The 23,639-nt window shown below is 48.3% G+C and carries 17 protein-coding genes; 14 read left to right on the top strand and 3 right to left on the bottom strand.

Features of this window, described 5'->3' with window-relative positions; translation table 11 throughout:
• Window positions 1-16: 16 nt before the first annotated feature.
• Window positions 17-3,046, bottom strand: coding sequence for a DUF1553 domain-containing protein (locus Pan161_RS14535; protein ID WP_197995877.1), 3,030 nt, complete (start codon window positions 3,044-3,046; stop codon window positions 17-19).
• A gap of 60 nt (window positions 3,047-3,106) precedes the next feature.
• On the opposite strand from Pan161_RS14535, the gene Pan161_RS14540 reads away from it, so the two are divergent.
• The 4 genes from Pan161_RS14540 to Pan161_RS14555 all read left to right on the top strand — a co-directional run bounded on the left by Pan161_RS14540 (window position 3,107) and on the right by Pan161_RS14555 (window position 9,511).
• On the top strand, window positions 3,107-3,997 hold the full coding sequence (locus tag Pan161_RS14540) for an IclR family transcriptional regulator (protein ID WP_232103742.1): 891 nt from the start codon (window positions 3,107-3,109) through the stop codon (window positions 3,995-3,997).
• 478 nt (window positions 3,998-4,475) lie between these two features.
• Window positions 4,476-6,551, top strand: a complete 2,076-nt coding sequence (locus Pan161_RS14545) for a diguanylate cyclase (RefSeq protein ID WP_197995878.1) — start codon at window positions 4,476-4,478, stop codon at window positions 6,549-6,551.
• A gap of 260 nt (window positions 6,552-6,811) precedes the next feature.
• Window positions 6,812-7,936, top strand: coding sequence for a hypothetical protein (locus Pan161_RS14550; protein WP_145228180.1), 1,125 nt, complete (start codon window positions 6,812-6,814; stop codon window positions 7,934-7,936).
• Between the two features lie 96 nt (window positions 7,937-8,032).
• The gene (locus Pan161_RS14555; protein ID WP_197995879.1) at window positions 8,033-9,511 is read left to right on the top strand and encodes a polysaccharide biosynthesis/export family protein; all 1,479 of its coding nucleotides are present in this window, start codon (window positions 8,033-8,035) and stop codon (window positions 9,509-9,511) included.
• 44 nt (window positions 9,512-9,555) lie between these two features.
• Here the strand turns inward: Pan161_RS14555 and Pan161_RS14560 are convergent, their stop codons facing one another.
• Window positions 9,556-10,365, bottom strand: a complete 810-nt coding sequence (locus tag Pan161_RS14560) for a hypothetical protein (protein ID WP_145228184.1) — start codon at window positions 10,363-10,365, stop codon at window positions 9,556-9,558.
• An 85-nt stretch (window positions 10,366-10,450) separates the two neighbouring features.
• On the bottom strand, window positions 10,451-10,675 hold the full coding sequence (locus Pan161_RS14565; protein WP_232103743.1) for an FmdB family transcriptional regulator: 225 nt from the start codon (window positions 10,673-10,675) through the stop codon (window positions 10,451-10,453).
• A 633-nt stretch (window positions 10,676-11,308) separates the two neighbouring features.
• Here Pan161_RS14565 and hpf point away from each other — a divergent pair.
• From hpf to Pan161_RS14615, 10 genes are all read left to right on the top strand, one after another.
• Window positions 11,309-11,701: a ribosome hibernation-promoting factor, HPF/YfiA family gene (hpf, locus tag Pan161_RS14570; RefSeq protein ID WP_145228188.1), complete on the top strand. Its 393-nt coding sequence runs from the start codon at window positions 11,309-11,311 to the stop codon at window positions 11,699-11,701.
• A 189-nt stretch (window positions 11,702-11,890) separates the two neighbouring features.
• Entirely contained in the window at window positions 11,891-12,364 is a 474-nt protein-coding gene (locus Pan161_RS14575) for a PTS sugar transporter subunit IIA (protein WP_145228190.1), read from the top strand.
• A gap of 232 nt (window positions 12,365-12,596) precedes the next feature.
• Complete coding sequence (locus Pan161_RS14580) at window positions 12,597-12,899, top strand: HPr family phosphocarrier protein (protein ID WP_145228192.1); 303 nt, start codon at window positions 12,597-12,599, stop codon at window positions 12,897-12,899.
• 74 nt (window positions 12,900-12,973) lie between these two features.
• Entirely contained in the window at window positions 12,974-14,737 is a 1,764-nt protein-coding gene (ptsP, locus tag Pan161_RS14585) for a phosphoenolpyruvate--protein phosphotransferase (RefSeq protein ID WP_145228194.1), read from the top strand.
• 872 nt (window positions 14,738-15,609) lie between these two features.
• The gene (locus tag Pan161_RS14590) at window positions 15,610-17,172 is read left to right on the top strand and encodes an Rne/Rng family ribonuclease (RefSeq protein ID WP_145228196.1); all 1,563 of its coding nucleotides are present in this window, start codon (window positions 15,610-15,612) and stop codon (window positions 17,170-17,172) included.
• 249 nt (window positions 17,173-17,421) lie between these two features.
• The gene (rplU, locus tag Pan161_RS14595; RefSeq protein WP_145228198.1) at window positions 17,422-17,802 is read left to right on the top strand and encodes a 50S ribosomal protein L21; all 381 of its coding nucleotides are present in this window, start codon (window positions 17,422-17,424) and stop codon (window positions 17,800-17,802) included.
• Between the two features lie 315 nt (window positions 17,803-18,117).
• The gene (gene lpxB / locus Pan161_RS14600; RefSeq protein ID WP_145228200.1) at window positions 18,118-19,287 is read left to right on the top strand and encodes a lipid-A-disaccharide synthase; all 1,170 of its coding nucleotides are present in this window, start codon (window positions 18,118-18,120) and stop codon (window positions 19,285-19,287) included.
• 244 nt (window positions 19,288-19,531) lie between these two features.
• A complete protein-coding gene (locus Pan161_RS14605; RefSeq protein ID WP_145228202.1) occupies window positions 19,532-20,578 on the top strand; it encodes a Gfo/Idh/MocA family protein in 1,047 nt (348 codons plus the stop codon).
• Between the two features lie 137 nt (window positions 20,579-20,715).
• On the top strand, window positions 20,716-21,711 hold the full coding sequence (locus Pan161_RS14610) for a 3'(2'),5'-bisphosphate nucleotidase (protein ID WP_145228204.1): 996 nt from the start codon (window positions 20,716-20,718) through the stop codon (window positions 21,709-21,711).
• Between the two features lie 49 nt (window positions 21,712-21,760).
• Window positions 21,761-23,536: an SLC13 family permease gene (locus Pan161_RS14615; RefSeq protein ID WP_145228206.1), complete on the top strand. Its 1,776-nt coding sequence runs from the start codon at window positions 21,761-21,763 to the stop codon at window positions 23,534-23,536.
• The last annotated feature ends 103 nt before the right edge of the window (window positions 23,537-23,639 follow it).

Below are 23,639 nucleotides of genomic sequence, written 5' to 3' on the forward strand. Positions count from 1 at the left end.
ATATGACATCCTGCTCTCAATTCACATATAAAAATTCATTGCTGTTGAGTACGACCCGGCACAAAGCAGAGAGTCCGTGTTGCTCGCAGAAATCGCATGCAGTTGACAACTCTACAGGTTGAGGTGGGCGTTGATAAGCCAGTAAAAACAATTCTGTAACCTGTCTCTCCTGCCCGGTGCCGACGCGCTGCTGAATGCGTTCTGCCAACTTATCGGACATGCGTAACACAAAAGACGCATTCATCAACGAAAGTGCCTGGAGTGGCGTCGTCGTAGAGGCGCGGTCGGGTGTCGTCGTAGAGGGATCGGGACAGTCGAAGGTTTCCAGTAGAGGATGTCGCCCCCCTCTTGCAGAAAAGCGATAGATGGATCTGCGATTAAATTCTGCGCCCACGGGATCCAGGGGTTCATAGAATTGCGTGCCTTTGAAAAAATAGGATTTCACATCCTGGTATCCCTGCCCCCCGATCTGCGGATTCAACTGGCCTGAGATTTTCAGAATCGAATCACGAATCGACTCTGCTTCAATTCTCTGCGGACTCTTGCGCCATAACCATTGATTGTCTACATCAATTTTCAACGCCTCCGGGTCGAGTTGCGCTGACTGCTGATAGACGTCAGAGAGCAGAATCAAACGGTGTAAGGATTTCAGACTCCAGTTCTCCTGTATCAGTTTGCGAGCCAGCCAGTCAAGCAATTCCGGATGGCTGCAGCGCCCCCCGTTAAACCCGAAATCATTGGGAGTATTGACGAGCCCCCTGCCAAAATGATAGTGCCAGACTCGATTCACGATCACCCGGGCGAACAGGGGGTTCTTGGAACTGGTCACCCAGTCAGCAAAGCGAATTCTGCGATCATGGTCAGAGCTGTCAGTCGCTAATCCCAGATCTCCGTTGACTCCCTGGATTGATTTCAATCCTCCTGGACTGACAACCCCCGCGGGAGTTGCGACACTGCCTCTTTTCAACAGATGCATGACAGCTGGATTGCGGGAAACTGCAGCATAAACTTTTTTCGGCTGAATTGACTGGAGCTGATTACTTTTAGCCTGCAGCTTTGCTTGTTCCCTAAGCAGCGTTTTTCGTTTTGACTGCTCTGAGGGAGAAAGGACAGCAACCAGTTCCGCTTCAGAGAAAAAAGTCCCCCCCCATTTTGCAGATTCCTGAATTTCTGTAGACGTCAGTGCCCGATCATATACACGGGCTTTCGTGACGACTCCCTTCAAGAGTCGATTCCCGTCGGGTGAACCATGACGCAAACCAATGAGCACCTCTGTTTTTTCGGAAGGAAACGACTGCAAGCCACGTGACTGATAACTCTTTCCATACAGTTTCCCATTGCGATAGGCAGTAATCCTGCCATCGGCAGAATACACCAGCGCAATCTGAACTTCCTTCTCAATCGCATCCTGTTCCTGCTGACCTTGAAAAGATTTCGTGCGATTAAAGTGATCGCTGCCTGCCAGCCAGTGCCCCGGTTGTTGTTCCCCAAATACGATGGCATCAAATATATTGCCCCCCACCGTCTGCACACTCAGAACGCCTCCTCCGCGCTGTTCAAAATTGGTCAGCTTCACCCAGGCTTCCAGTGTTTTTTCAGACAATCCTTGTTTGAGTGGTTCCGTTTTGAAGTAGGATTTATTTCCATCCAGCAGCAGCCCTGCCTCAGTTTGTCTGGCGGAACCATGTAACGTCCCCTGTAAACCACCAGCCAGATCCTGTGTACTCTTCCGAAAATTCCAGGCTGCAATCGGCGACGTCATTGCCAGAGGTAATTCTGTCTTTTTCTGTCCTGCACGTGAGGCAAGAACTCTTTGTCGGGCAACGGACTCTAAATCAAACAGGGTATACTGAGTTTTGCGAAGATGTTTTTTTGTTTGAGCCAGTTCCTGTTGCGCCTTTTCATAAGCAGGATCAGGCAGAACCCGTTCCCCATGTACCACCCCAGCAAGTGCCGCCGCAAACTGATAATATTCCTGATGGCTGATGGGATCGAATTTGTGATCATGGCAGCGGGCACAATTGACAGTCAAACCTAAAAACGTCTGACCAACGACCCCGACGATGTCTTCCAGTTCATCCTGTTTCATGGTCTCCCGCATTGTTTTACTAACGGGAATCACCACATCATGCGGGCCTGCCACCAGGAAACCGGTTGCCTTAACCGCCTCTGGATTGTCCGGCTCCAGCAGATCACCGGCCAGTTGTAATTTCACGAAGCGGTTATAAGGCATGTCCCGATTCAGCGCCTCAATCACCCAGTTGCGATAAGGCCAGGCGTTCAATCGAGGTTGATCTCGTTCAAAGCCGTTACTCTCACCAAAACGCACTACATCCAGCCAGTGACGCGCCCAATGCTCTCCATAATGAGGAGAAGCAAGCAGCCGATCAACCAGATTTTTATATGCGTCAGGTGACTCATTTTTCAGAAACGCTTCCACTTCTTCCGGCTCGGGCGGCAAACCTGTTACTGAATAGGAAAGACGTCGTATTAAGGTTCGACGATCGGTAACAGGCTGAGGCTGGAGCCCCTGTACCTGCAACTTGCTCACCACAAAAGCATCGATGGGATTTCGTCCCCCCTCATCGGAAATGGAGGGAACAACAGGCATCCGCAGTGGCTGTAGTGACCACCAGTCATAACCGCCTCTTTTTTCAGTTGTTTTGCTGAAGGCATCAATCGGATCGGTACCCCAGGGAGCACCTGCTGAGATCCATAGTTTGAACAGCTGTTTTTGTTCTGCGGTGAGTGGATGCTCGGGGGGCATGGCATCCGATTCGATATACTGCCACAACAGACTCTCTTCCGGGTGACCCGCCTGAAGCGCCGGTCCACTCTCCCCTCCCCGAAAGGCAACGGCTCGATTTGAGAAATCAAAACCCGCTTTGGGATCCAGACCGGCATGACAGTCCAGGCAATAACCCGAGATTAACGGAGCCATCACCCGATCAAAATCAGCACCTGCCGTCTTCGCATTTTGAAACAGCTCTGCTGCTTGAGCGGAGACAACCAGACTCAGCCAGATCACGACTGTCCAAACACTCAATCTGGGACCACCTGCACGCATGGCAAAATTCTTTCTGCTGACGTTCAAAAGAGTATTGTGATGCAATCGAAAGCCGGTTACCCGGCTGCGGAGGTTGACACGCCCCTGAAAGAGCCATATCATATTTCACTATTGAAACCTATTTCATATATGAAGTCAACAACAATGCGTATTCCTGACACAAAACGTAAATCAGAAGCAGCCGCCTCTCCCAGTCTGCAGCGGGGAATCGCGCTGCTGGAGCACCTCGCCAGGCATTCGCATGGCTGCACGCTAAGCGCGCTCAGCGAAGAACTGACCATTCCCCAGGCTTCATTATTGCGGATTGGAAAAGCGCTGGAAGAACTCGGCTATGTGACACGAGACGTCACTACCAAAAAATATTACCTGACAAACCGGTTCCTGCAGTTGATCCCCCCGAGTGTCCAGGATCGCCCGCTGATGGAATGTGCCATTGGTCCGATGCGCGAGCTGCGCGACATGACCGGTGAAACAACCCAGCTCTGCTGCCTGATCGACCGGGAGATCGTCATACTGGAACAGATGCTGGCGCGACATGCATTTAAATATTCTGCTGAGATCGGCGCTCGTGCCCCTTGTTTTAGCTGCGCTCCAGGAAAGGCCATCGCAGCCTTTCTGCCGGACAATGAACGCGATGATCTGGTCAACCGTATTCAATTTAAACGTTTCACACCGCATACAATCACATCCAAACGAGCATTCCTCAGTGAACTGAATCTGATTCGTCAACGTGGTTATGCTGTTGATCATGAAGAAGGCCTGGTGGGAATCCGCTGTATCGCGGCACCCATCCTGGATCGAAATGGAATTGGTATTGCCGCATTCACGATCACAGGCCCTGCGGAACGGATCCCACAGGATGAATATGAATCGCTGGGGGAGATAGTCCAGTCCCGGGCAGCTGCCGTAACTGCCGCCTATAATCGGTGATCACTGCCTGAATTCGAATTCTCTGGTATCACAATCAGCACAGACGCCACGATCATTTCAACCCTTCATTCCCTGACAATTGTTCCACTCGAATTTCCTGCGCCTTGACGGTCCAGTTGAGCCCTCCCCATGCATGTTGCAATTTGACATCCTGCTTTTGCAACCTAGCTTTAAATTAGCTGAATAGATTTGATGTATTCCCCTGATACCGTTCCTGCTTAAAACAGACATCAACATCTGAAATCAGCACACTCTGCCATGTCTCTGTTTTAAAACTGCAGAATCAATCGACTTTCCGTTATAAAACACAGGCATAGTAAATAGAGATTTTGTTGTGATATGCAAGACACAAGCGTTCCATCAGAACAAATTGTGTTAGAGCTTTGCTCAATATACCAAAGGCCGCAAGATGAACAGCCCCCTCATAGCATCGAATAACCCCTTGCCGAGCTCATCCTCGGTACATGGGAGCTATAATATGGGCTCTTCTAAGATTCTCAGACAGTTGATTTCACTATCGGAAGACTTCGAAGAATATTCTCTGGAGTCTGACAGCAGCGACATGATCGATCAGGTGATTTCCCGGAAACACTTGCGTAAACTGCTGTCAGCACTGCAGGCACGAGATGCTTCCACGCTCTGTCATTCGCGACGTGTTGCATTTCTGGCAAAAGGGATCGCTACGAACCTGGGGTGGGAAGGAATCCATCTGAAACGACTCGAAGTAGCCGCCCTCTTGCACGATATCGGAAAAATAGGCGTCCCCGATCATATCATCTTCAAGCCTGGTAAATTGACTTCAGATGAAATTGAGCTGATGTCGCATTACCACAATATTGGTCTCGATGTCCTGCAAGCCTGCCATACCGATCATGAAGTATTAACGATCCTGTCACAAACCCGTTATCACTTCAGCGGTGCCACGAATGGGTATCAATTTATCGGCAGCGAAGTCAACCAGGGAGCCCGCATCCTGGCGATTGCAGACGCTTACGACTCGCTGGCGACCGATCAGGTATATCGCACGGGAAAAAAACATGAGGACATCATGTCGATTCTCATGGAAGCGGCTGGCACACAGTTTGACGGAAATATTGTCTGTGCACTTTCACGCTGGGAACAAAATGAAAAACAGGCCTTCCATGATGCATTACAGGAAGTCAATCGCCTGTTCCAGCCTAAAGATTTCACAGAGCGAGAAGCGCTGGAAGCAAACCTGATCAACAACATTTTCTCCTATCTGTTTCAGATTGAAAGTCTGTACGATGGCTTTTATATCGTCAATTCTGATTTTCAGTTTGTGCTCATCAGCCCCGGTCTTGAAAAACTGGCAGACCTGCGTGCCATTGATATGCTGGGAGAATCGTGGACCAGCAGCAGCCTGCCTCTCACAAATACGGAAGGCACAAACCTCACTTCAGCCGAATGCTCTATGAACCGGGTGATTGCCAATGGCAAGCCGATGACAACCGAATTCATGTTAGAGCGACCAGGCGGGCGTCTGATCAATATTGAAGTACAATCGGTCCCGATGTTTGGCGACGATGGCCGTTTGATTGGTGTTACAGAAATATTTCGGGATTTGTCCCGCAGCCTGAAACGCCCGAAAGAATACAATGACCTCAAACTGGCTGCCAGTCTGGATGCGTTAACATCGGTTGCCAACCGGGGTGAACTGGAAACACAACTGGCGATCATGCTGTCCAGAATCCAGAAGGAACAGAACCCGGAACCATTGAGCCTGATCTTTATCGATGCAGATCATTTCAAAGACATCAACGACAGTTATGGTCACTCGACAGGTGATGAAGTCCTGGTAGAACTGGCGCGTTTGTTTCAGCATGAAACTTACTCTGGAGAACTGGTCGGCCGTTATGGTGGGGAAGAGTTTGTCATTCTCTGCCCTGAAACGGCACTGGAACATGCTGTTAAAAAAGCAGAACGCTTACGACTGGCGGTTTCTAATCTGAAAATGGAGAATCAGTCGAATATCAGGGTCACAGCTTCATTTGGTGTTGCTCAATATGAGCCTGGTGATTCATTAGAAAGTCTGTTTCATCGTGCAGACAGTGCTTTATACCAGGCGAAAGAAACGGGACGAAATAAAGTTCGGGCTCTTACCTGCGAACAGATGAAGTCGGGTGAGGTGATTCCTGACGAAGTACCTGAAAAGCCAGATTCCGAAGGCATGAGATTTGAAAGCACATTCAATGCACTGATCTCGTCAGACTTTATTGTCTATAAACTAGGTGGTTTCGTAAATGATAATCACGCGCGACTGACCGAAGTCAGTACAAACCGGGCTGTGATGAGACTGGGTAAAGCTGGATTACTTCCGTTCTGGGGTAAAACAGATGATCGAAAACCAGTAGAGATCGAAGTCGTATTCGGTTCGTCTACCAAAAAATCAAACAGCAACAGACGTCAGACTTCATCTCAGGTGGAAATTGCAACCCGCATTACCCCGCTGGGATGGATCAAACAACCCGAAGTGTTTCAGCAACGGGCAGGTCGTGTTTTTCGACTGCTGAAAGATTACTTCGCAGCCGAATGATTCTGGTGTATTTGAGCGGCAGAACCTGCCGGTCGGCATCAGATTGTCGCTACAGTCTACCCCTCGCCAAAAGACAGGTAATCCACGCAAAATTTCCGGGATACGTTGACTCTTCCAATTCTTGAATATCCAACGATTGTATCTGTATTACGCCTCCGGATAACCCGTAAGATACGAAAAACCGTACACAGCGGTATAACAGGATTCCGATAAACCATGCGTATCGATTAACAATTAATCTGCGCACGGTGGTCTCCCTAGTGGCTTTAAAATCATTTATCACACATTCTTTTCTTTCAGTATTCCGACTTCAATCCCGGGACGTTTTCTTCACGTTTCTGATTTTGATTCTATCCGGTTTAAGCGGCTGCGCGCATACTGAATGTGAAGAGGATGGGATCTGTTCCCCCGCATATCACCGGGTTAAAAAATGCTTTTTCTTCCATAAAGATAAATGTTCTCCCCATCCATACCATTCACTGGATGGGTACCAGGCCGATCTCGACAAAATTGTCGTCAAACACGCGGCAAAAAAGTGTGCTCGTGAATCCCTCAAAACGATTTCCTGTAACTGTAAAGACAAACCTTCGAAGGCATTCCGAAAAGGTTATCAACAGGCATATGTTGATATCGCATTAGGCGAATCCGGAGAAGTTCCTCCCGTACCCCCCGAGGAGTACTGGGCCGCTCATTACCGGACTCCCGAAGGATATCTGGAAATTCAAGAATGGTTCACCGGTTACAAACTCGGGGCAGAGCATGCCCTGGCAGGAGGACGGTATGATTATGATGAAATAGCGACTCCTTATTCATTGAGCGGATGGAATCAACCGGCTGAAGAGCACTGGGATGCCGGCTCTGTCTATCATTCACAACCGCAGACTGAGGTTCATCCGGAACCACAGACCGCACCTCCGGCTTCCATCATAAATCCGCCCCCGCGCCCGGAGCCCCACGAACTCAAATTACCGAAGCCATCTGTAAATCAACCAGGACAACCTCTGCCGATGGTTCCTCAGCACCATCTACCCTTGCCTCCACCACCGGCTCTCCCAGGACATACACCTCCAGTCAAACCAGTGCTTCCGCAACCAGAACTGCGCAAGCAACCACCGGTTACTGCTCCCAAGCCTCCTCCAGTCATACAGGCACCCGCAGTTCAACCTGATACTCCTGCAACACAGCAGCCTGCAATACCACCTTACATCAATGATGATCCGCCTCCGAGCCCTTATACATTACAGTCATATCCTTATACTCCCTTGCCGGATACACCAGCATCGGCAGCGGTTCAAGATAGGCGTCAGAGAGAACAAATGAATGACTCAAAGCTGCCAAGTTATTCTACCGCTGACAAATTGCCCAACTATCGAGACAGACGGTGAGACATGATTTTTCAGAAAATATGAAACTTGTTCCACAGAAATCAGAGTGCGGAAATGACCGACAGGATGTCGTTAGAATTTAAAGGTTCGATCAGAATGCAAAAGTATCGAAAACTAATATTTGCATACAAGTGGCACATCTGCTGTGTTCTCTGGTTGTCTGTGCTGTTCAATGGTTGCGCTGCATTTCATCCTCTGAAAGGAGTCCCCGCTCAATACCTGCCTACAGAATATAAAGGGGAAATTCGGTCAGGAAAGGAAACCATCGATCTGTCATTGCTGCGTCAACCTGCCCCCAAACATTATCTGTTAGATTCAGGCGATGTATTAGGTGTCTATATTGAAGGTGTCCTGGGTCAGTTTAAAGATGTACCTCCCGTCCACTTTCCACAGACACAGGAGGTCGCCCCCTCGCTGGGTTACCCGATTCCGATTCGTGAAGATGGTACAATTTCTCTACCACTCATTGGAACCGTCTTTGCTCGTGGGTTGACGCTGACACAACTGGAAGAAACCATTCGTCGCAAATACACCACTGAAAAAAGTATTTTGCGGGAAGGCCGTGATCGTATCCTGATCAGCCTGCAAAAACCTCGTTCATATCGAATACTTGTAATCCGCCAGGAAAACTCTAACGATATCGTAGGTACTACCATTGGTAACCTGAACGTAGGAAGATCAAAACGAGGCACAGGGCGGGTCATCAATCTCCCTGCTTATAATAATGACGTACTGCATGCACTCGCGGAAACGGGAGGCCTGCCCGGGCTGGACGCCGAAAACTCCATATACATCATCCGAGGCGGGGCGCATGGAATGAATCAGCCACTCTGCCCACAACCCATTCAGACCGGTACTCATACATCAGACAACGCTCACACGGATCAGAACATTCAGCAGGTCTCTGATTCCTACACTCCGATTCCGCACTATTCGCCGACTCCCGAAGACCCGGAATTCCAGGTTGGACAGCCTCTCTATTCCAGCGACGGAAGTTTTTATTCCGGTGACTATATGGCACCGACCATCATCAACGACTCCACGATGCAGCGCTCGGGAATCATCAAAATACCGATCCGCCTGAATCCTGGAGAACAGGTACATCTCACGCGCGATGATATTCTTCTACATGATGGCGACGTCGTATTTATTGAATCACGAGATACGGAAATCTTTTATACGGGTGGCTTACTGGGTGGCGGACAATATACTCTACCCCGTGATTATGACCTGGACATCCTGGGGGCCATTTCGATTGCCCAGGGATCACAAGGTGGCGGAAACAGTAAATCGGCTGGAGGCCCGTCAGCCTTAAATCAGGATGTCACCATCAGTGCGAGTAACGCCATCATTCTAAGACAGTTGCCTAATGGGACACAACTGCCGATCAAAGTAGATCTCTATGAAGCAGTGCGCACTCCCAGTCAGCGGGTTTTAATTCAACCCGGTGACTACGTCATCCTGCAGTACACTAAATCCGAAGCCATCGGTGCATTCATCGAAAGACACCTGCTGGAGGGTGCCCTGTTCGGACTGGCAGCATCCAATCTTCAGGGAGGTGGTGGAAACAGATAGTTTCTATCATCGCCGCTTTACTTTGAAGTTTCAGTCATACCCGATTATTTCTGGATGACGAAACCTTTGTCAGTATCAGGTACTGCCAGCAGCGCCTTGCCTGTGTACACTTTACCCTTCTTCGTATTGCGGCCGATCAACAGCAGCTTGTCATTGACCCGATCGATCCCTAAAGCGCAGTCCAGGTCATATTTCGCTAAAAAATTGAGCTCAACATCTGCCGTGAGTAATTCGGAGCCATAGCAGCCAAACCACCATTTGTTTTCAGCGAAGGTTGCCGTTTGGATTCCCATCAACGTGTAACCGCTTTTCAAGACATGCTTCTTGATGAATTTAAAGCTGGAATCATATTCATAGAGATAATTTTCGTTTACGCCTTTAGGCAAGCCGCCCACTACGAGAAACTTGCCAGCATGGCAGGCAATTCCTCCTGCTCCAAAAGTCACTTCGGGAGTCTGATGTTTGGCAATCAACAGCAGCTTATCCAAATCATAGACATAAACCCAGGAATCGGCTTTCCCCGCGGGATTATTAAAATCACCGAAATTCACCGCAACGAAAACTTTGCCGGCATGGTAACAGAGATCCCCATGGTGATTTCCCACGGGGATTTTTACCAGGACTTTTCCAGAAGAGTTGGTTTTCACCAGTTGGGTTGTGAAGCTCCAGAAAATGTTTCCCTGCCCGTCAACGCAGAGTCCCTGCAGGTGATGGGGATAAGTCCCCTCACATTGAGTATTCGTATAGGCTGGCTTTTCAAGAGTCGCTGCAGATGGTGTCTCCCCATGAGTTGGTGAGACCAGTCCAGTAATAATGAAAAACCCCAGGATGAAATGCCGATTTTGCGACTTCATAACAACTTTCTCCTTCTCAATCACTGTTTCTCTCTGCAAGATGAAAATCATTGTCCCGCACTTTGGATCTCATTTCAACAGCTGACTAATCTGCCGAAATCAGGTCCGGGCCGTCACCTGCTCTTTTTTCATAAGTCCCTTTTGATGACTTCACATACTTGGTAAACCCCAGTTCGCCCAGACGTTTATCATCATTGATTGTCCGCTTAGCGGCAGCGTCCGACCATTTACCCGAAAAATAAGCAGCAGTAATCACTTTGCGGACTGGCTCTCCTGTCTCCGGGTGAGTCGTCAGAATTGGATCACTCATTCTCTGGATCACTTCAAACCGTTCTCCTGCTGAACCATCTGGAAGAACAACTTCGTAAACATAAGTAGGCATTGGCTACTATTTTACCTCTCAATTAAACAGACATATTACCAGAACGGGATTGAATCAATGTGATGAACATAAATTTGATTAACTGAACTTCAGATGCAAACCGGAATGCGTATCCCATCATTATAACGTAGCACGCGCCGGAAAACGAACCAGCAGAAAGATACCAGACAATCAGCCGATTCAACGCCAGCATGCCAAACAGGAAACTACTTCCATCGAATCTGCCATTACGAATAGAGTTTGTAAGCCTGAGTCGATTAAGTCTATTAAAAAGCTTAAATTTGTCTGTGAGTCACCAGTTCAAACCGTGTTTGAACGTCACAAATCCCGTTTTCTCAGAACAATATCGAAACAAAAGAATCCTCATTCACCCTCTATCAAATCATATCCCATCCGTCAAAGGCGGAAAAGGTACTCATTTTTGAGGCTCAAGCTTCAGAATTAGTGACTGGTATATCTGGACCCCGCCAGCTAGAATCTGTTAGCATCAAGAATTGCTAGACCCAGATCGACTCACATACGTATACACAGCGTGGGTAATTTTTTACAGGAGAACAGTCAGTGCAAGTTGCGATTACTTGTCGGCATGGCAGTGTTTCAGATAGTCTGCGTGATTATATTACTGAAAAATCTGAGAAGTTACTGACGTACTTTGAGCGGGTAACTGCAATCCAAATTACTATCGACCAGGGTGAAAATCAGAACCGGGTCGAGATTCTCGTTGATGCAGAGCATAAACATAATTTTGTTGCCCATGCAGAAGGCGATGAAGTGAAATCAAACTTCCACTCTGCTTTGAGCAAGATGGAACAACAGATTAAAAAATACAAACAAAAGATTCAGGACCATCGCCGCGATCTCCCCATGAATGAAATTGCGGAAAATGGACTGGCAGAAGCAGAGTCCGCAGAAGCAGAGTCCGCAGAAGCAGAGTCCGAAGAAGAATCGGAATAATTCTGGACCTCAGTCTGTTTTTTACTGGGTGTTGAAGAGAACTCGTTTACAATATTTATAGTGTGGCTCGCGGTGTGGGGATTGAAATGAAATCAGCACCGGGTGTCATAATTCACAACATTAGTTTTGCATATTCACTGCAAACACTGATAATTTTTGCAGATGTAGTTAGTTAGAAGGAAAGAATACATGAAGTTAACAGACTTCGTGGTTTCGGACGCGATCATTCCGGAATTGAATGTCACTACCAAAGAAGAAGCGATCCGTACGATGGTTGCCGGTCTGAAGGACGCAGGCAGCATTTCAGCAGATGATGAGGAAGGTATAGTCTCAGCAATTCTCAAACGTGAAGAGTTGGGATCAACGGGAATTGGAAATGGGGTCGCAGTTCCTCATACCAAGCACTCCTCAGTGGAAAATTTGACAGCTGCAGTTGCATTGTCCTCTGATGGCGTTGATTTTGCCAGCCTGGATGGAGAAGACGTCTTCATTCTGTTTCTGCTGATTTCACCCTTGGATCGTCCTGGTGACCATTTACGTGGATTAGAAAACATTTCCCGCCACCTGAGAAATCAAAGCTTCTGTAAGTTTTTACGTCAGTCCAAAACCGTAGAAGACATTGTAGAATTGCTGAATGAGGCTGACAGTAATCAATTGGATTAAGGTGAGTGCTAGTGTTGTCAGGGAAAACCCTGTTCGAAAAAGACTGACTATTCCTGCCTAAGTTAACCATATTTCTGATATTCAGAACGCATGCTTCGCTGTGGCTCCTGGTTGATTGAACTAAGTGGAAAGGGGTAATTACGAAATCTCACTGAAAACAGTTGTCATTCCCTCATTATCTCCATGAGAGTCATTTGTTTTCAGGTTGCTTTTGTAGTTATCAGTTAGTGCCATGCAAGAATCTGTTTGCCGTCAGATTGTCACTGTCAAAATGAAACAAGGGCTTCACCTTCGTCCTATCTCAGAAATAGTACGAATCGCCCGTGACTACTCTTGCGATTTTAAGATTTCGAACGGGGATCAATCTGGAAACGCCAAGGAGGTCTATGATCTGCTTGAGTTAAGAGCGCTGCCCGAGACTCAACTTGTCCTGGAAGCGAATGGCGATGACGCCAGCAAAATGATGGAAGAAATTGTTCAATTTTTTGAATCAGGATACAAGAAATTCGAAGAATTGACTGATCTGCCAGAATAATCCCGTACAATTCGACTGCGTGGTACACCGCCAGTTGCCTGTCTGTTGAAAGCGCCATATTAGGCTCTGAATGAATGCTTGTTAAACGTGGTATCGCTGTTTCTCCGGGAGTCAATTTCGGCCCCGCACTCATTCTGGGTGCGGAGGACTTTCGCATCCCACGACAGTTCGTCAGCGTCAATGCCATCGATACCGAAATCGCTCGTCTGAAATCAGCCCTTGATGCTGTCTGTGAAGAAATCGCTGAGAACGAGCGACTGGCCTCCGATAAATTAGGCGAACAGTACGGGGCCATCTTTGCTGCCCATTTACAGATGGTCAGTTCTCCCCGATTACGGGAAGAGATCGAAACCCTCATCCGTGAAAAATGCTATTCACCAGAGCATGCTTCCAGCCGGGTATTCCGACGGTATACCAAACTGGTTCAACACCTCGGCGATAATTATCTGGCAGAACGCGCCAGTGACATCATCGATCTCGAAAAACGCCTCCTCAAACAACTGCTGGGAGAGAAACGCGAAGAGCTTTCAAATCTGACAACTCCTATTATTGTCCTGGCAAACAATCTCACTCCCAGCGAGACAGCCGGACTGGCTAAGGAATTTGTCCTGGGCTTTGCCACTGAAGTCGGTGGGCGCACCAGCCATACCTCCATCCTGGCAGGTGCCCTGGAAATACCAGCAGTCGTCGGCCTGGGTGAGTTTCTCTCAGACATTTCCGGTGGTGATATGGTCATTGTTGATGGCAACAATGGCGAAGTCATCATCGATCCGGACGAGGAAACACTCGCCAAATACAAAGATACCGGCGAACGACAGCGATCAATGGCCGCCCGGCTGGCATCCCGCCGAAAAATCCGCTCCGAAACCAAAGATGGCACTCGAATTCACGTCATGGGAAACATTGAGTTTCCAAATGAAGTCGAGCACTGTACAGAACGGGGCGCCGATGGAATTGGCCTGTATCGAACGGAGTTTCTCTACCTGCAGTCCAATACGGAACCCACTGAAGAAGTCCATTACGATGCTTATTGCAGAGTCGTACAGGCTGCCCAGAATCGGCCCATTGTCATCAGGACACTCGATCTGGGAGCCGATAAGATTCCCAGGGGATACCGACATCTGGCAAAAGAAGGTATGAATCCTGCGCTGGGCCTGAGGAGCGTAAGACTGAGCCTGCGAGATTTACCGCTCTTTAAAACTCAGCTCCGTGCGATTTTCCGGGCTGCCGTCCATGGTGACGTCCGGATCATGTTCCCCCTGATTTCCACTCTACTGGAATGGCGACAGGCCAAAATGATCGTCGGCGACGTACTCGAAGATCTCGAAGAGCGGGGAGTCGAATTTAACGCCAATATCCCTATTGGGATGATGGTGGAAGTCCCTGCCGCGGCCCTGCTGGCAGAAGAGTTTGCAGAAGAAGTTGACTTTTTTTCCATTGGGACTAACGACTTAATTCAGTATACTCTAGCAGTAGACCGCTCTGACCCTGCGGTCTCACCACTCTACAACTCATCAGATCCTTCGATTTTAAGGCTGATAAAAATGGTGGTAGAGGCAGCAAAGAAAAAAAATATTCCGGTGACCGTCTGTGGACAGATGAGTTCTGACCTGAAATCGATCCCCTTACTCGCAGGTTTGGGAATCAGGCAGATCAGTGCCACTCCACTGGCAATTCCGGAAGTAAAAGAAGTAATCAGACACCTGACAATCGCCCGGGCAGAGGAAATTGCAGCACACGCGATGACCATCGACGTAGCTCGGGATGTAGAAAGTTATTTAAGAGGAGAACTGTACAAAATCTGCCCTGACCTGTTTGATGAAGAACTGCCACTGTGACCGCCAAATGTCGAAAACAGCCGGTTCTCATATTATCAACCTGTCAATAAGCACCAGATTTCTGATTGATGCCTGCGTGATCGTAGGCATCTCTCAGCCCATTTATACGTTTACAATTTGTCGTTGACTGAAACTGATATTCAATAATTCAGCCAATGACCATCCAGCTCACCTCGGTGGTGAGTGGATTGCGTACAAACAAATTCCATCAAGACGAAATGTATTTCAAAATCATTTCCTGACCCTGAAACTAAATCGTGTGAACAGAACAAGGAACAATATTGGATCTTCTCATCACCAACCCTGATATGTTTTATCAGTCTGAGGGAATTTCCTGCGTCCAGCTTCTGTTTTCAAAGACAGCATGAGCAAACCACCAGACTACCCCCGGGAAATCATTCAAAAGACGGCAACTGCCGCCTTAAAGGGTTATGCTGCAGCTTTCGTAATGCGATTTCAGAACCAACAAAGGTCCAATCAGATCGAAGTCCTGGTCTCATCACCACATCAGTTATCAATATTCGACTGGCAATTCATGCAACATTGCAGCCTGCCTGAATCGAATACCAGAACTGCTGTCAGAGACCAGCCAGATGAGTATCTGTTCTTGACCTTTAGCGACCTCACACAGGAAATGATTCGACTCAGCAGTCGCATCATGAAACCTCTCTTTGATTGTGTTCAGCGGGATTTATTTCGCTGTGACGCAACTCATGCAACGAGGACTGCCTCCGCTGGAATTTTCCAGCATCTCTGCAGGCAACTGGCCGACACCACTATGGCACTGATTCATTCAATGCGTAGCAGGTCCGCCACACCCGTGACTGATGAGGAATACAATTTTCGTCGTGTAACACGACAAAGGGTATTCCATGAAAAAGGAAATGCTGATTAATGTCCTCCAACCGGAGGAAAGTCGAATCGCCATCGTTGAAGATGGCATTCTCGAAGAACTTTATGTTGAACGAAACAGCCTCGAAAACCTGGTAGGAAATATCTACAAGGGAAGAGTTGTCAACATCGAACCCAGCATTCAGGCTGCGTTTGTTGATTTTGGTGTCGGCCGAAACGGCTTCCTGCATGTCAGCGATATTGAGCATCAATATTACAAACACCTCACCGAACAAGGTGACGGAAACGGTAAACCAGGACGCGGTCGAAACCAGAAGGGTCGCCGCGTGAATGAACGCAGCGTTGCCAACAAACCCCCCATTCAGGAAATTCTGAAACGGGGGAGTGAAGTTCTGGTACAGGTCATCAAAGAAGGGATTGGCAATAAAGGCCCTACCCTCTCAACTTATATCAGTATTCCCGGACGCTACCTGGTGATCATGCCTGGACTGCAACGGGTGGGTATCAGCCGCAAAATTGCTGATGAAGATGTACGTAAAGACCTGAGAACAATTCTAACCCAACTGGCCCCTCCACCGGGCCTCGGATTTATCGTGCGTACTGCCGGGATCGACCGGACTGCTGATGATCTCAAGCGGGACTTAAACTATCTGTTGCGCCTCTGGGGAACCATTGTAGGTCGTATTAAAAAACTACCCGCTCCCGTCGAGATTTATTCGGAGAGCGATATGATGATCCGGACGATTCGCGACATCTATAACAGCGAAATCGATACGCTCTACATCGACGAACCGACGGCGTATCAGAGAGCCAGAGACTTTATGAAAGTCGTGCTGCCCAAGCACGTCAATCGGGTCAAACACTACACTGGCAACGACCCCATCTTCTACAACAGTAAACTGGATGATGAAATTTGCAGCATCCAGAATCGCCATGTCCCCATGAAAGGGGGCGGCTCGATTGTTATTGACCAGACAGAAGCATTAGTCGCCATCGACGTTAACAGTGGAAACTATCGCGCAGATGACAATGCGGAAAAAACCGCGTTCAAAGTCAATATGAAAGCGGCTGAAGAAATCAGTCGACAAATCAGATTGCGTGACCTCGGTGGTGTGATCGTAATCGATTTCATCGATATGCGGGAAGAAAAACATCGACGTTCCGTGGAACGCAGATTAAGAGAACTCGTCAAACGTGATCGTGCCCGCACCAAAGTATTACGCATCAGTCCCTTTGGCCTGATCGAGATGACACGCCAGCGAATTCGCCCTTCTCTGCGGCGCAGCATGTATGAGGACTGTCCTTCCTGTCGCGGAACCGGCCAGGTCAAAACCGCCGAGAGCATGGCTATCGAAGTCATGCGAACCCTGATGACCACTGTGAATAAGAAAAACATTTCACGGCTCGTACTGAATGTACACGAAAATGTCGCCAACTATCTCAACAACAAGCGGCGGAAAGACATCACCCAACTGGAAGAAACCGCTCAGACTTCAATAATAATTAACGCTCGTACAGATGTAGAGCCAGAACATTTAATGACCCGATGTTATGACGATATTGGAAATGAAGTAAATTTCTAGTGGTTTCTGACTCGAAATTTCAAAAGTGAGACCTTACAATGCCCTGCTCGCTATTCGTATGATTGCAGCAGATTTTGCGTAAAGCAAACACTCTGAAACGAATTGCCGCAGCAAAGCATGATTGCTTAACTATATACTATCAATGGCATTGCGCGATTGATTCTGAATACAAACCGGATTGAGTTCGATACATCAATCCGTCTTCAGCAAATTATTGATCAAAGTGTAAGAAGAAAAGAAGGTTTGAGGATGTTTGTAGTAATCGAAGATGGCAGCCGTCAATATACGGTTCAGGAAGGCGATACCCTGACAATCGACTACCGTGCTACTGCAAAAGAAGGCGATCCCATTACTTTTGAAAACGTTCTGCTGGCCAACGGTGGAGGAGCCAGTTCAATTGGTGCCCCCACTATTGAAGGAGCATCCGTTGAAGCAGAAGTCGTTCAGGCAGAACTGAAGGGTGAAAAACTCGAAATTCAAAAGTTTCGACGCCGTAAGAATTCTCGCCGACACACAGGTCACCGCCAGAAACACACATCAGTCCTGATTAAAACAATCAACGTCCCTGGACTGGAAATTGTTGAATCGGCAGCAGCTGAAGAAACAGAAACCGCGACTGCGGAAGGTTAATCCTTCTGATAGCGGAACTTAGACTGCTTTCCATCAAGCAGCTGAGTTCAACCACACATTGATCGCATCAAACAGCTCCCTGATTTATTTTTCAGGGAGCTGTTTTCATTTCCAGTCACCTTTCTGATAAAACCTTCGACAAATCGGGGTTGACCAAAAACCCTTATTCAGCATAACTTTACGGGGCTTGGGTAGGAGAACAGTCCATCTGAATGCCTATGGGGATTCGCTGTTGCTCCACACCCGTCTTCATGAATTGTGTCGAGTCTATTTCCTCGACGCGTTTTGATTCAAGAACTGAATGAGGATACTCTGATGCACCTGTTTTTTTCTGTCGGCGAGCCAAGCGGTGATCAGCATACAGCACACCTGATTGAAGAAATTCGCAAGCGGAATCCAGATGTTTCCTTTTCTGCATTTGGGGGACCTGAAATGCAGTCAGCCGGTTGTCACCTTGAAGTCAGACTGACTGATTATGCCGTCATGGGGATCTTCAATGTGTTACCGCTCATTTTTAAATTCATTCAACTGCTCAGGCAGGCGGGACAATACCTGGAGACTCACCGCCCCGATGCAGTCATTCTGGTTGATTTTCCAGGATTCAACTGGTGGGTTGCCAGAAAAGCCAAAGCATTGGGCATCCCCGTATTTTATTACCTCCCCCCTCAACTCTGGGCCTGGGCCCCCTGGCGCATACGCCGCGTTCGTAAACACGTAGATTATGTCCTTTCGGGATTAAAGTTCGAAAAAGCATGGTACGAATCCAGAGGAGTCAAAGTCGACTACATCGGACATCCATTTTTTGATGAAGTTGCTTCAAAAGAACTGGACAGCACCATTCTGAGCGAGCTCAACCAATCGACGAAAAAAGTGGGGATTCTGCCTGGTTCACGTACCAGTGAAGTTACTCGAAACTTTCCTTTCATACTGCAAATTGTAAATCAACTCTCTGATCAACTTCCTCCTGGAGTTACATTTCCTGTCGCCTGCTACAGGGAAGCACACCTTGAACTCTGTGCAAAATTTATTCAGGAAGCAAAACTCAGCCACTTACCGATCCAGCTCTACCTCAAAAAGACATCGGAAATTATCGAATCTGCTGATTGTTGCCTGATGGTATCAGGTTCGGTCAGCCTCGAGTTACTGGCTAGAAAAACCCCTGCTGTTGTCATCTACCGCAGCCACTGGGGCATGTATTTTATGGCACACTTATTAATAACCTGCAAGTACATGTCGCTGCCGAATCTGATTGCAGACAGAGAACTTATGCCTGAATTCCCTTCTGTGGGATCACCAGTAAAAGATGTGGCGAAAATAACAACCATACTGGGTGACTGGATCAGGACTCCACTCTCACTGGAAAGAGCCCGCCATAAACTCTCCTCACTTTATGACGAAACCGTAATTCCTGGAGCGTCAGCTCAAGCTGCTGAAGCGATCTTGAACAAGTTAGAGACTCCATCGCAACAGAAATCAGCAGCATAATATACGCATAGGCATCATCCGATTGCTGATTTGTGTAAAATCAGGAACAAAACGACTATTTTCCCCTTAGAATTTAGGGAACCTTTAATTGTTTGTTTTGTGTGAATGGTCCTCCAGAATTCAGCTCGTTAGAATCGTCGAATACGTTGAAACAGGCAGACCACAAGTAAAACTGTGATTCTGGTCAACTGAATATTTTTCACTTCGAAACACGCATTTTGGATCATCGGGACTACGTAGACTAATGGGTAAAAAAACGATCCGTATCGGAATTGTGGGTGCAGGGGCCAATACAAAAGCCCGCCATATTCCAGGATTTCAAGCTATTGAGGATGTCGAAATTGTGGGGGTTGTTAACTCGACTCCTGCATCGACTGACAAAGTGGCTCGCAAATATGCGATCCCACAAACTTACTCACATTGGAAAGAACTGGTTGAAGATCCGGAAATTGACGCCGTAATGATCGGGACCTGGCCGGATCTGCACTGTGAAATCACTTGTATGGCTCTGGAAGCAGGCAAGCATGTTCTGACCGAAGCCAGAATGGCACGAAATCTGGCCGAAGCAAAACAGATGCTTCAAGTTTCTCAGGCAAGACCCGACCTGATCGCCCAGATTGTCCCCAGTCCCTTTGGCCTCAAATACCATCCGGAAGTCATTAAACTGATCACCCAGAAATATCTGGGCTCTTTACGAGAAGTGATTGTGCTGGGGGCTGACGACTCGTTCTGGGACTACAGTAAAAAATTGCATTGGCGTCAGGACAAAGAAATCAGCGGGAACAATGTGCTCACGATGGGAATCCTGCACGAGACTCTCAGTCGTTGGGTTCCTCCTGTCGAACGTGTCTTCGCACAAAGCTCTATTTTTGAACCTCAGCGGCCCTCAACAAAAAGGCCAGGTAATGCTGATGTGACCATCCCGGACAGTCTGCAGATCGTAACCAGACTGCAGGGCGGAGCCAACGCCATGTACCACCTCAGTGGTTCGATCCTGTTTGGCCCGGGGCTGCAGATTCACCTGTACGGAAGCCATGGTACAATCAAGGTTCATTTCACTCCGGAAGAGAAAATCTTCGTAGGTCATATGGGTGAAACTGAATTAAAAGAAATTCAGGTCCCACAGGCAGATCAGGGTGGTTGGCGCGTCGAGGCAGAGTTTATCGGTGCGATTCGCGGCGAAGAAATCGTACATCACACAGACTTTGCATCAGGTGTGAAATATATGGAATTTACAGAAGCGGTCGCTCTGAGCTGCGAAAAAAACCAACCGATGGCACTGCCTCTGTAAGACCCGCCGACCAGGATGCTATGATATTTAGACAAATACTTGCTAGCTTTCACTCTGCCCGACAGATACAGCAGGGTCGCCCGTCGTTGGGAATTCCGGTATAAGGTCAGCTAACAGATCGAAGAATCGCACGAACCATGACGAAACCATATGAGTCGGAATTACATATAGCCCTTGCAGCCGTCAAGCAGGCTTCTCTGATTTGTCGCTCAGTTCAATCAGCGATCACAGATGAAGTGCTGGAAAAGAAAGATAAAAGTCCGGTTACAATCGCTGATTTCAGCAGCCAGGCAGTGATCTGCCGAGAGCTGCTTCAAGCATTTCCTGCAGACCCCGTCATCGGCGAAGAAGATGCCGCTGAGTTGAAAGAGTCTGAAAACCAGGAGTTTCTGGAAAAGATCGTCTCTGAACTCTCAGTAGCGGGTATTCCTGATACCACTCCGGAACAGGTATGTTCCTGGATAGATCATGGCGGTGCAAAAACTTATAGCAATCGTTTCTGGACACTCGATCCGATTGATGGTACCAAAGGTTTCCTGCGAAAAGAACAATATGCCGTTTCTCTCGCACTGATCGTTGACGGTAAAATAGTCGTCGGAGTTTTAGGTTGCCCTAACCTTGCCTGCCCTGAGGATCAATCTGTCACAGGTACGATTTATTATGCAGTCGCAGGCCAGGGTGCATTCGCCATGCCCCTTGAACCGGACAATTCTCAGGTTTCGTCTCCTATCCATTCCACGACGACACAGGACTTCTCGGAATCGCGATTTTGTGAGTCTGTCGAGTCCGGGCATAGCTCTCACGGGCATTCACAACAGATCGCAGCCCAACTGGGGATTGAAAAAGACCCCAGACGACTCGACAGCCAGGCGAAGTACGCCATCGTGGGACAAGGGGAAGCAGACATCTACATGAGACTACCAACGCGAGCCGGGTATCGTGAAAAAATCTGGGATCATGCTGCAGGAGTTTTACTGGTTGAGGAAGCAGGGGGCACCGTGACGGACATCCACGGAAAACCCCTCGAATTTGACCAGGGCTACGAACTCGCCAACAATCAGGGTGTCATAGTCACAAATGGTCTGTTGCATCCAAAACTGATCCAGACTTTGAAAGAACTGGGAATCAGCTAATAGTGAAACTCGATTTGATACATCTTTTGATTATGAATTATTGACCCACATGGACTGGCATATTGTAGTTACGTTTCTGGTTTTGAGTGGAGTAATCTGCTCCCTGACGTTTCTGCGTGCCGGTGCCGACACCATCTTAATGGGAGGGCTCACGATTCTGGTTGTGACAGGGGTAATTCCGGCAGAAGATGCCATCGCCGGTTTTGCCAATGAAGGTCTGATTGCCGTTGCTTTTCTATTTGTTGTGAGCGAAGGGATCAGACAGACCGGCGGATTCGCCTTCACTGGACAGCAAATGCTGGGTCGTCCCAAATCTCTGACAGATGCCCAGGCCCGGGTCATGCTCCCTTCAGCGGTCCTGAGCGCCTTTCTCAACAACACTCCCGTCGTCGCTATGATGATGCCCATCATTTCAGACTGGGCCAAGAAAATGAGGATCTCAGTATCACATCTGATGCTGCCTTTAAGCTACGCTGCCATTCTGGGAGGGCTGTGCACGCTTGTCGGAACCAGCACAACGCTGGTGGTTGATGGACTGCTGCAACACCAGACGCATCGCCCCGGGTTATCCATGTTTGAAATTGCATGGGTCGGAATCCCCATTATGATCATCGGCTTGATCTACCTGCTGATATTCTCTCGCTGGCTCCTGCCTGAACGCAAACCAGCCATCACTCCCATGGACGATCCACGTGAATATACCGTGGAAATGATTGTCGAACCAGGGTGCCCCCTGATTGGTAAAACGATCGAACAGGCGGGACTGCGTCATCTGGCGGGAATGTATCTGATGGAAATCGACCGCAAGGACGATGTCATCGCCGCTGTTTCCTCCAATGAACGACTGGAAGCCAATGATCAGCTGGTATTCGTGGGAATTGTGGAATCAGTCATTGATCTTCAGAAAATCCCGGGGCTGAAACCTGCAACCGATCAGCTGTTTAAACTCTCAGGACCTCGTTCTGAGCGTTGTCTGATCGAAGCGGTTGTCTCCGACAGCTTTCGTTTTATCAACATGTCAATTCGCACAGCCAAATTCCGGTCTAATTACAATGCAGCTGTCATTGCCGTGGCCCGCAACGGACAACGCATCAACAAAAAAATCGGCGACATTGAACTCCAGCGCGGAGACACTCTCTTAATAGAAGCACATCCTTCCTTCATTGATCAGCAGAGAAATTCGCGTGAATTCTTTCTGGTGAGCCAGGTAGAAGATTCCACTCCTCCGCGGCATGAACGCGCCTGGATTGCCCGCACGATCTTACTGGCCATGATCCTGATGGTTGCGATCGCGAACATCAAGATGATCGTCGCTGCCATGGTTGCCGCCGGGCTGATGACGGCAACACGCTGCTGCAGTGCGACCGAAGCAAAGCGGTCCATAGACTGGGGCGTACTGATCACGATCGCAGCTGGCCTGGGAATTGGGCGGGCTATTGAGAATTCCGGAGCAGCCACTTTGATTGCATCCAGTTTTACAGGGATGGCAAATAACAGTCCTCTGGCCGTTCTGGCTATCCTGTCATTGATCACCCTGGTCCTTACAAACCTGATCACAGCTAAAGCGACAGCCACATTAATTTTCCCGATTGCCGTTGCCACAGCTGCCACTTTGAATGTCGATTTGATGCCCTTTGTCATTACGATCACAATTTCCGCAGCTGCCTGCTTTGCGACTCCCATTGGTTATCAGACCAATCTGATGGTTTTCGGTCCCGGTGGGTATAAATATGCAGACTACCTCCGTATTGGAGGCCCATTGACTCTGATCGTCTGGCTGATGACTGTGATCATCGTACCTCTTGCCTGGCCATTCAATCCGTGATACTGTAAATGCGGGATTTATTCACGTCAGGAAATCCTTCGACTCGGATTATCTTTGTAGAACGTGAAAATAATCATTCAGTGAGTCTCGTTCCAGTATTCAG

It is taken from the genome of Gimesia algae (assembly GCF_007746795.1).
GTDB lineage: Bacteria > Planctomycetota > Planctomycetia > Planctomycetales > Planctomycetaceae > Gimesia > Gimesia algae.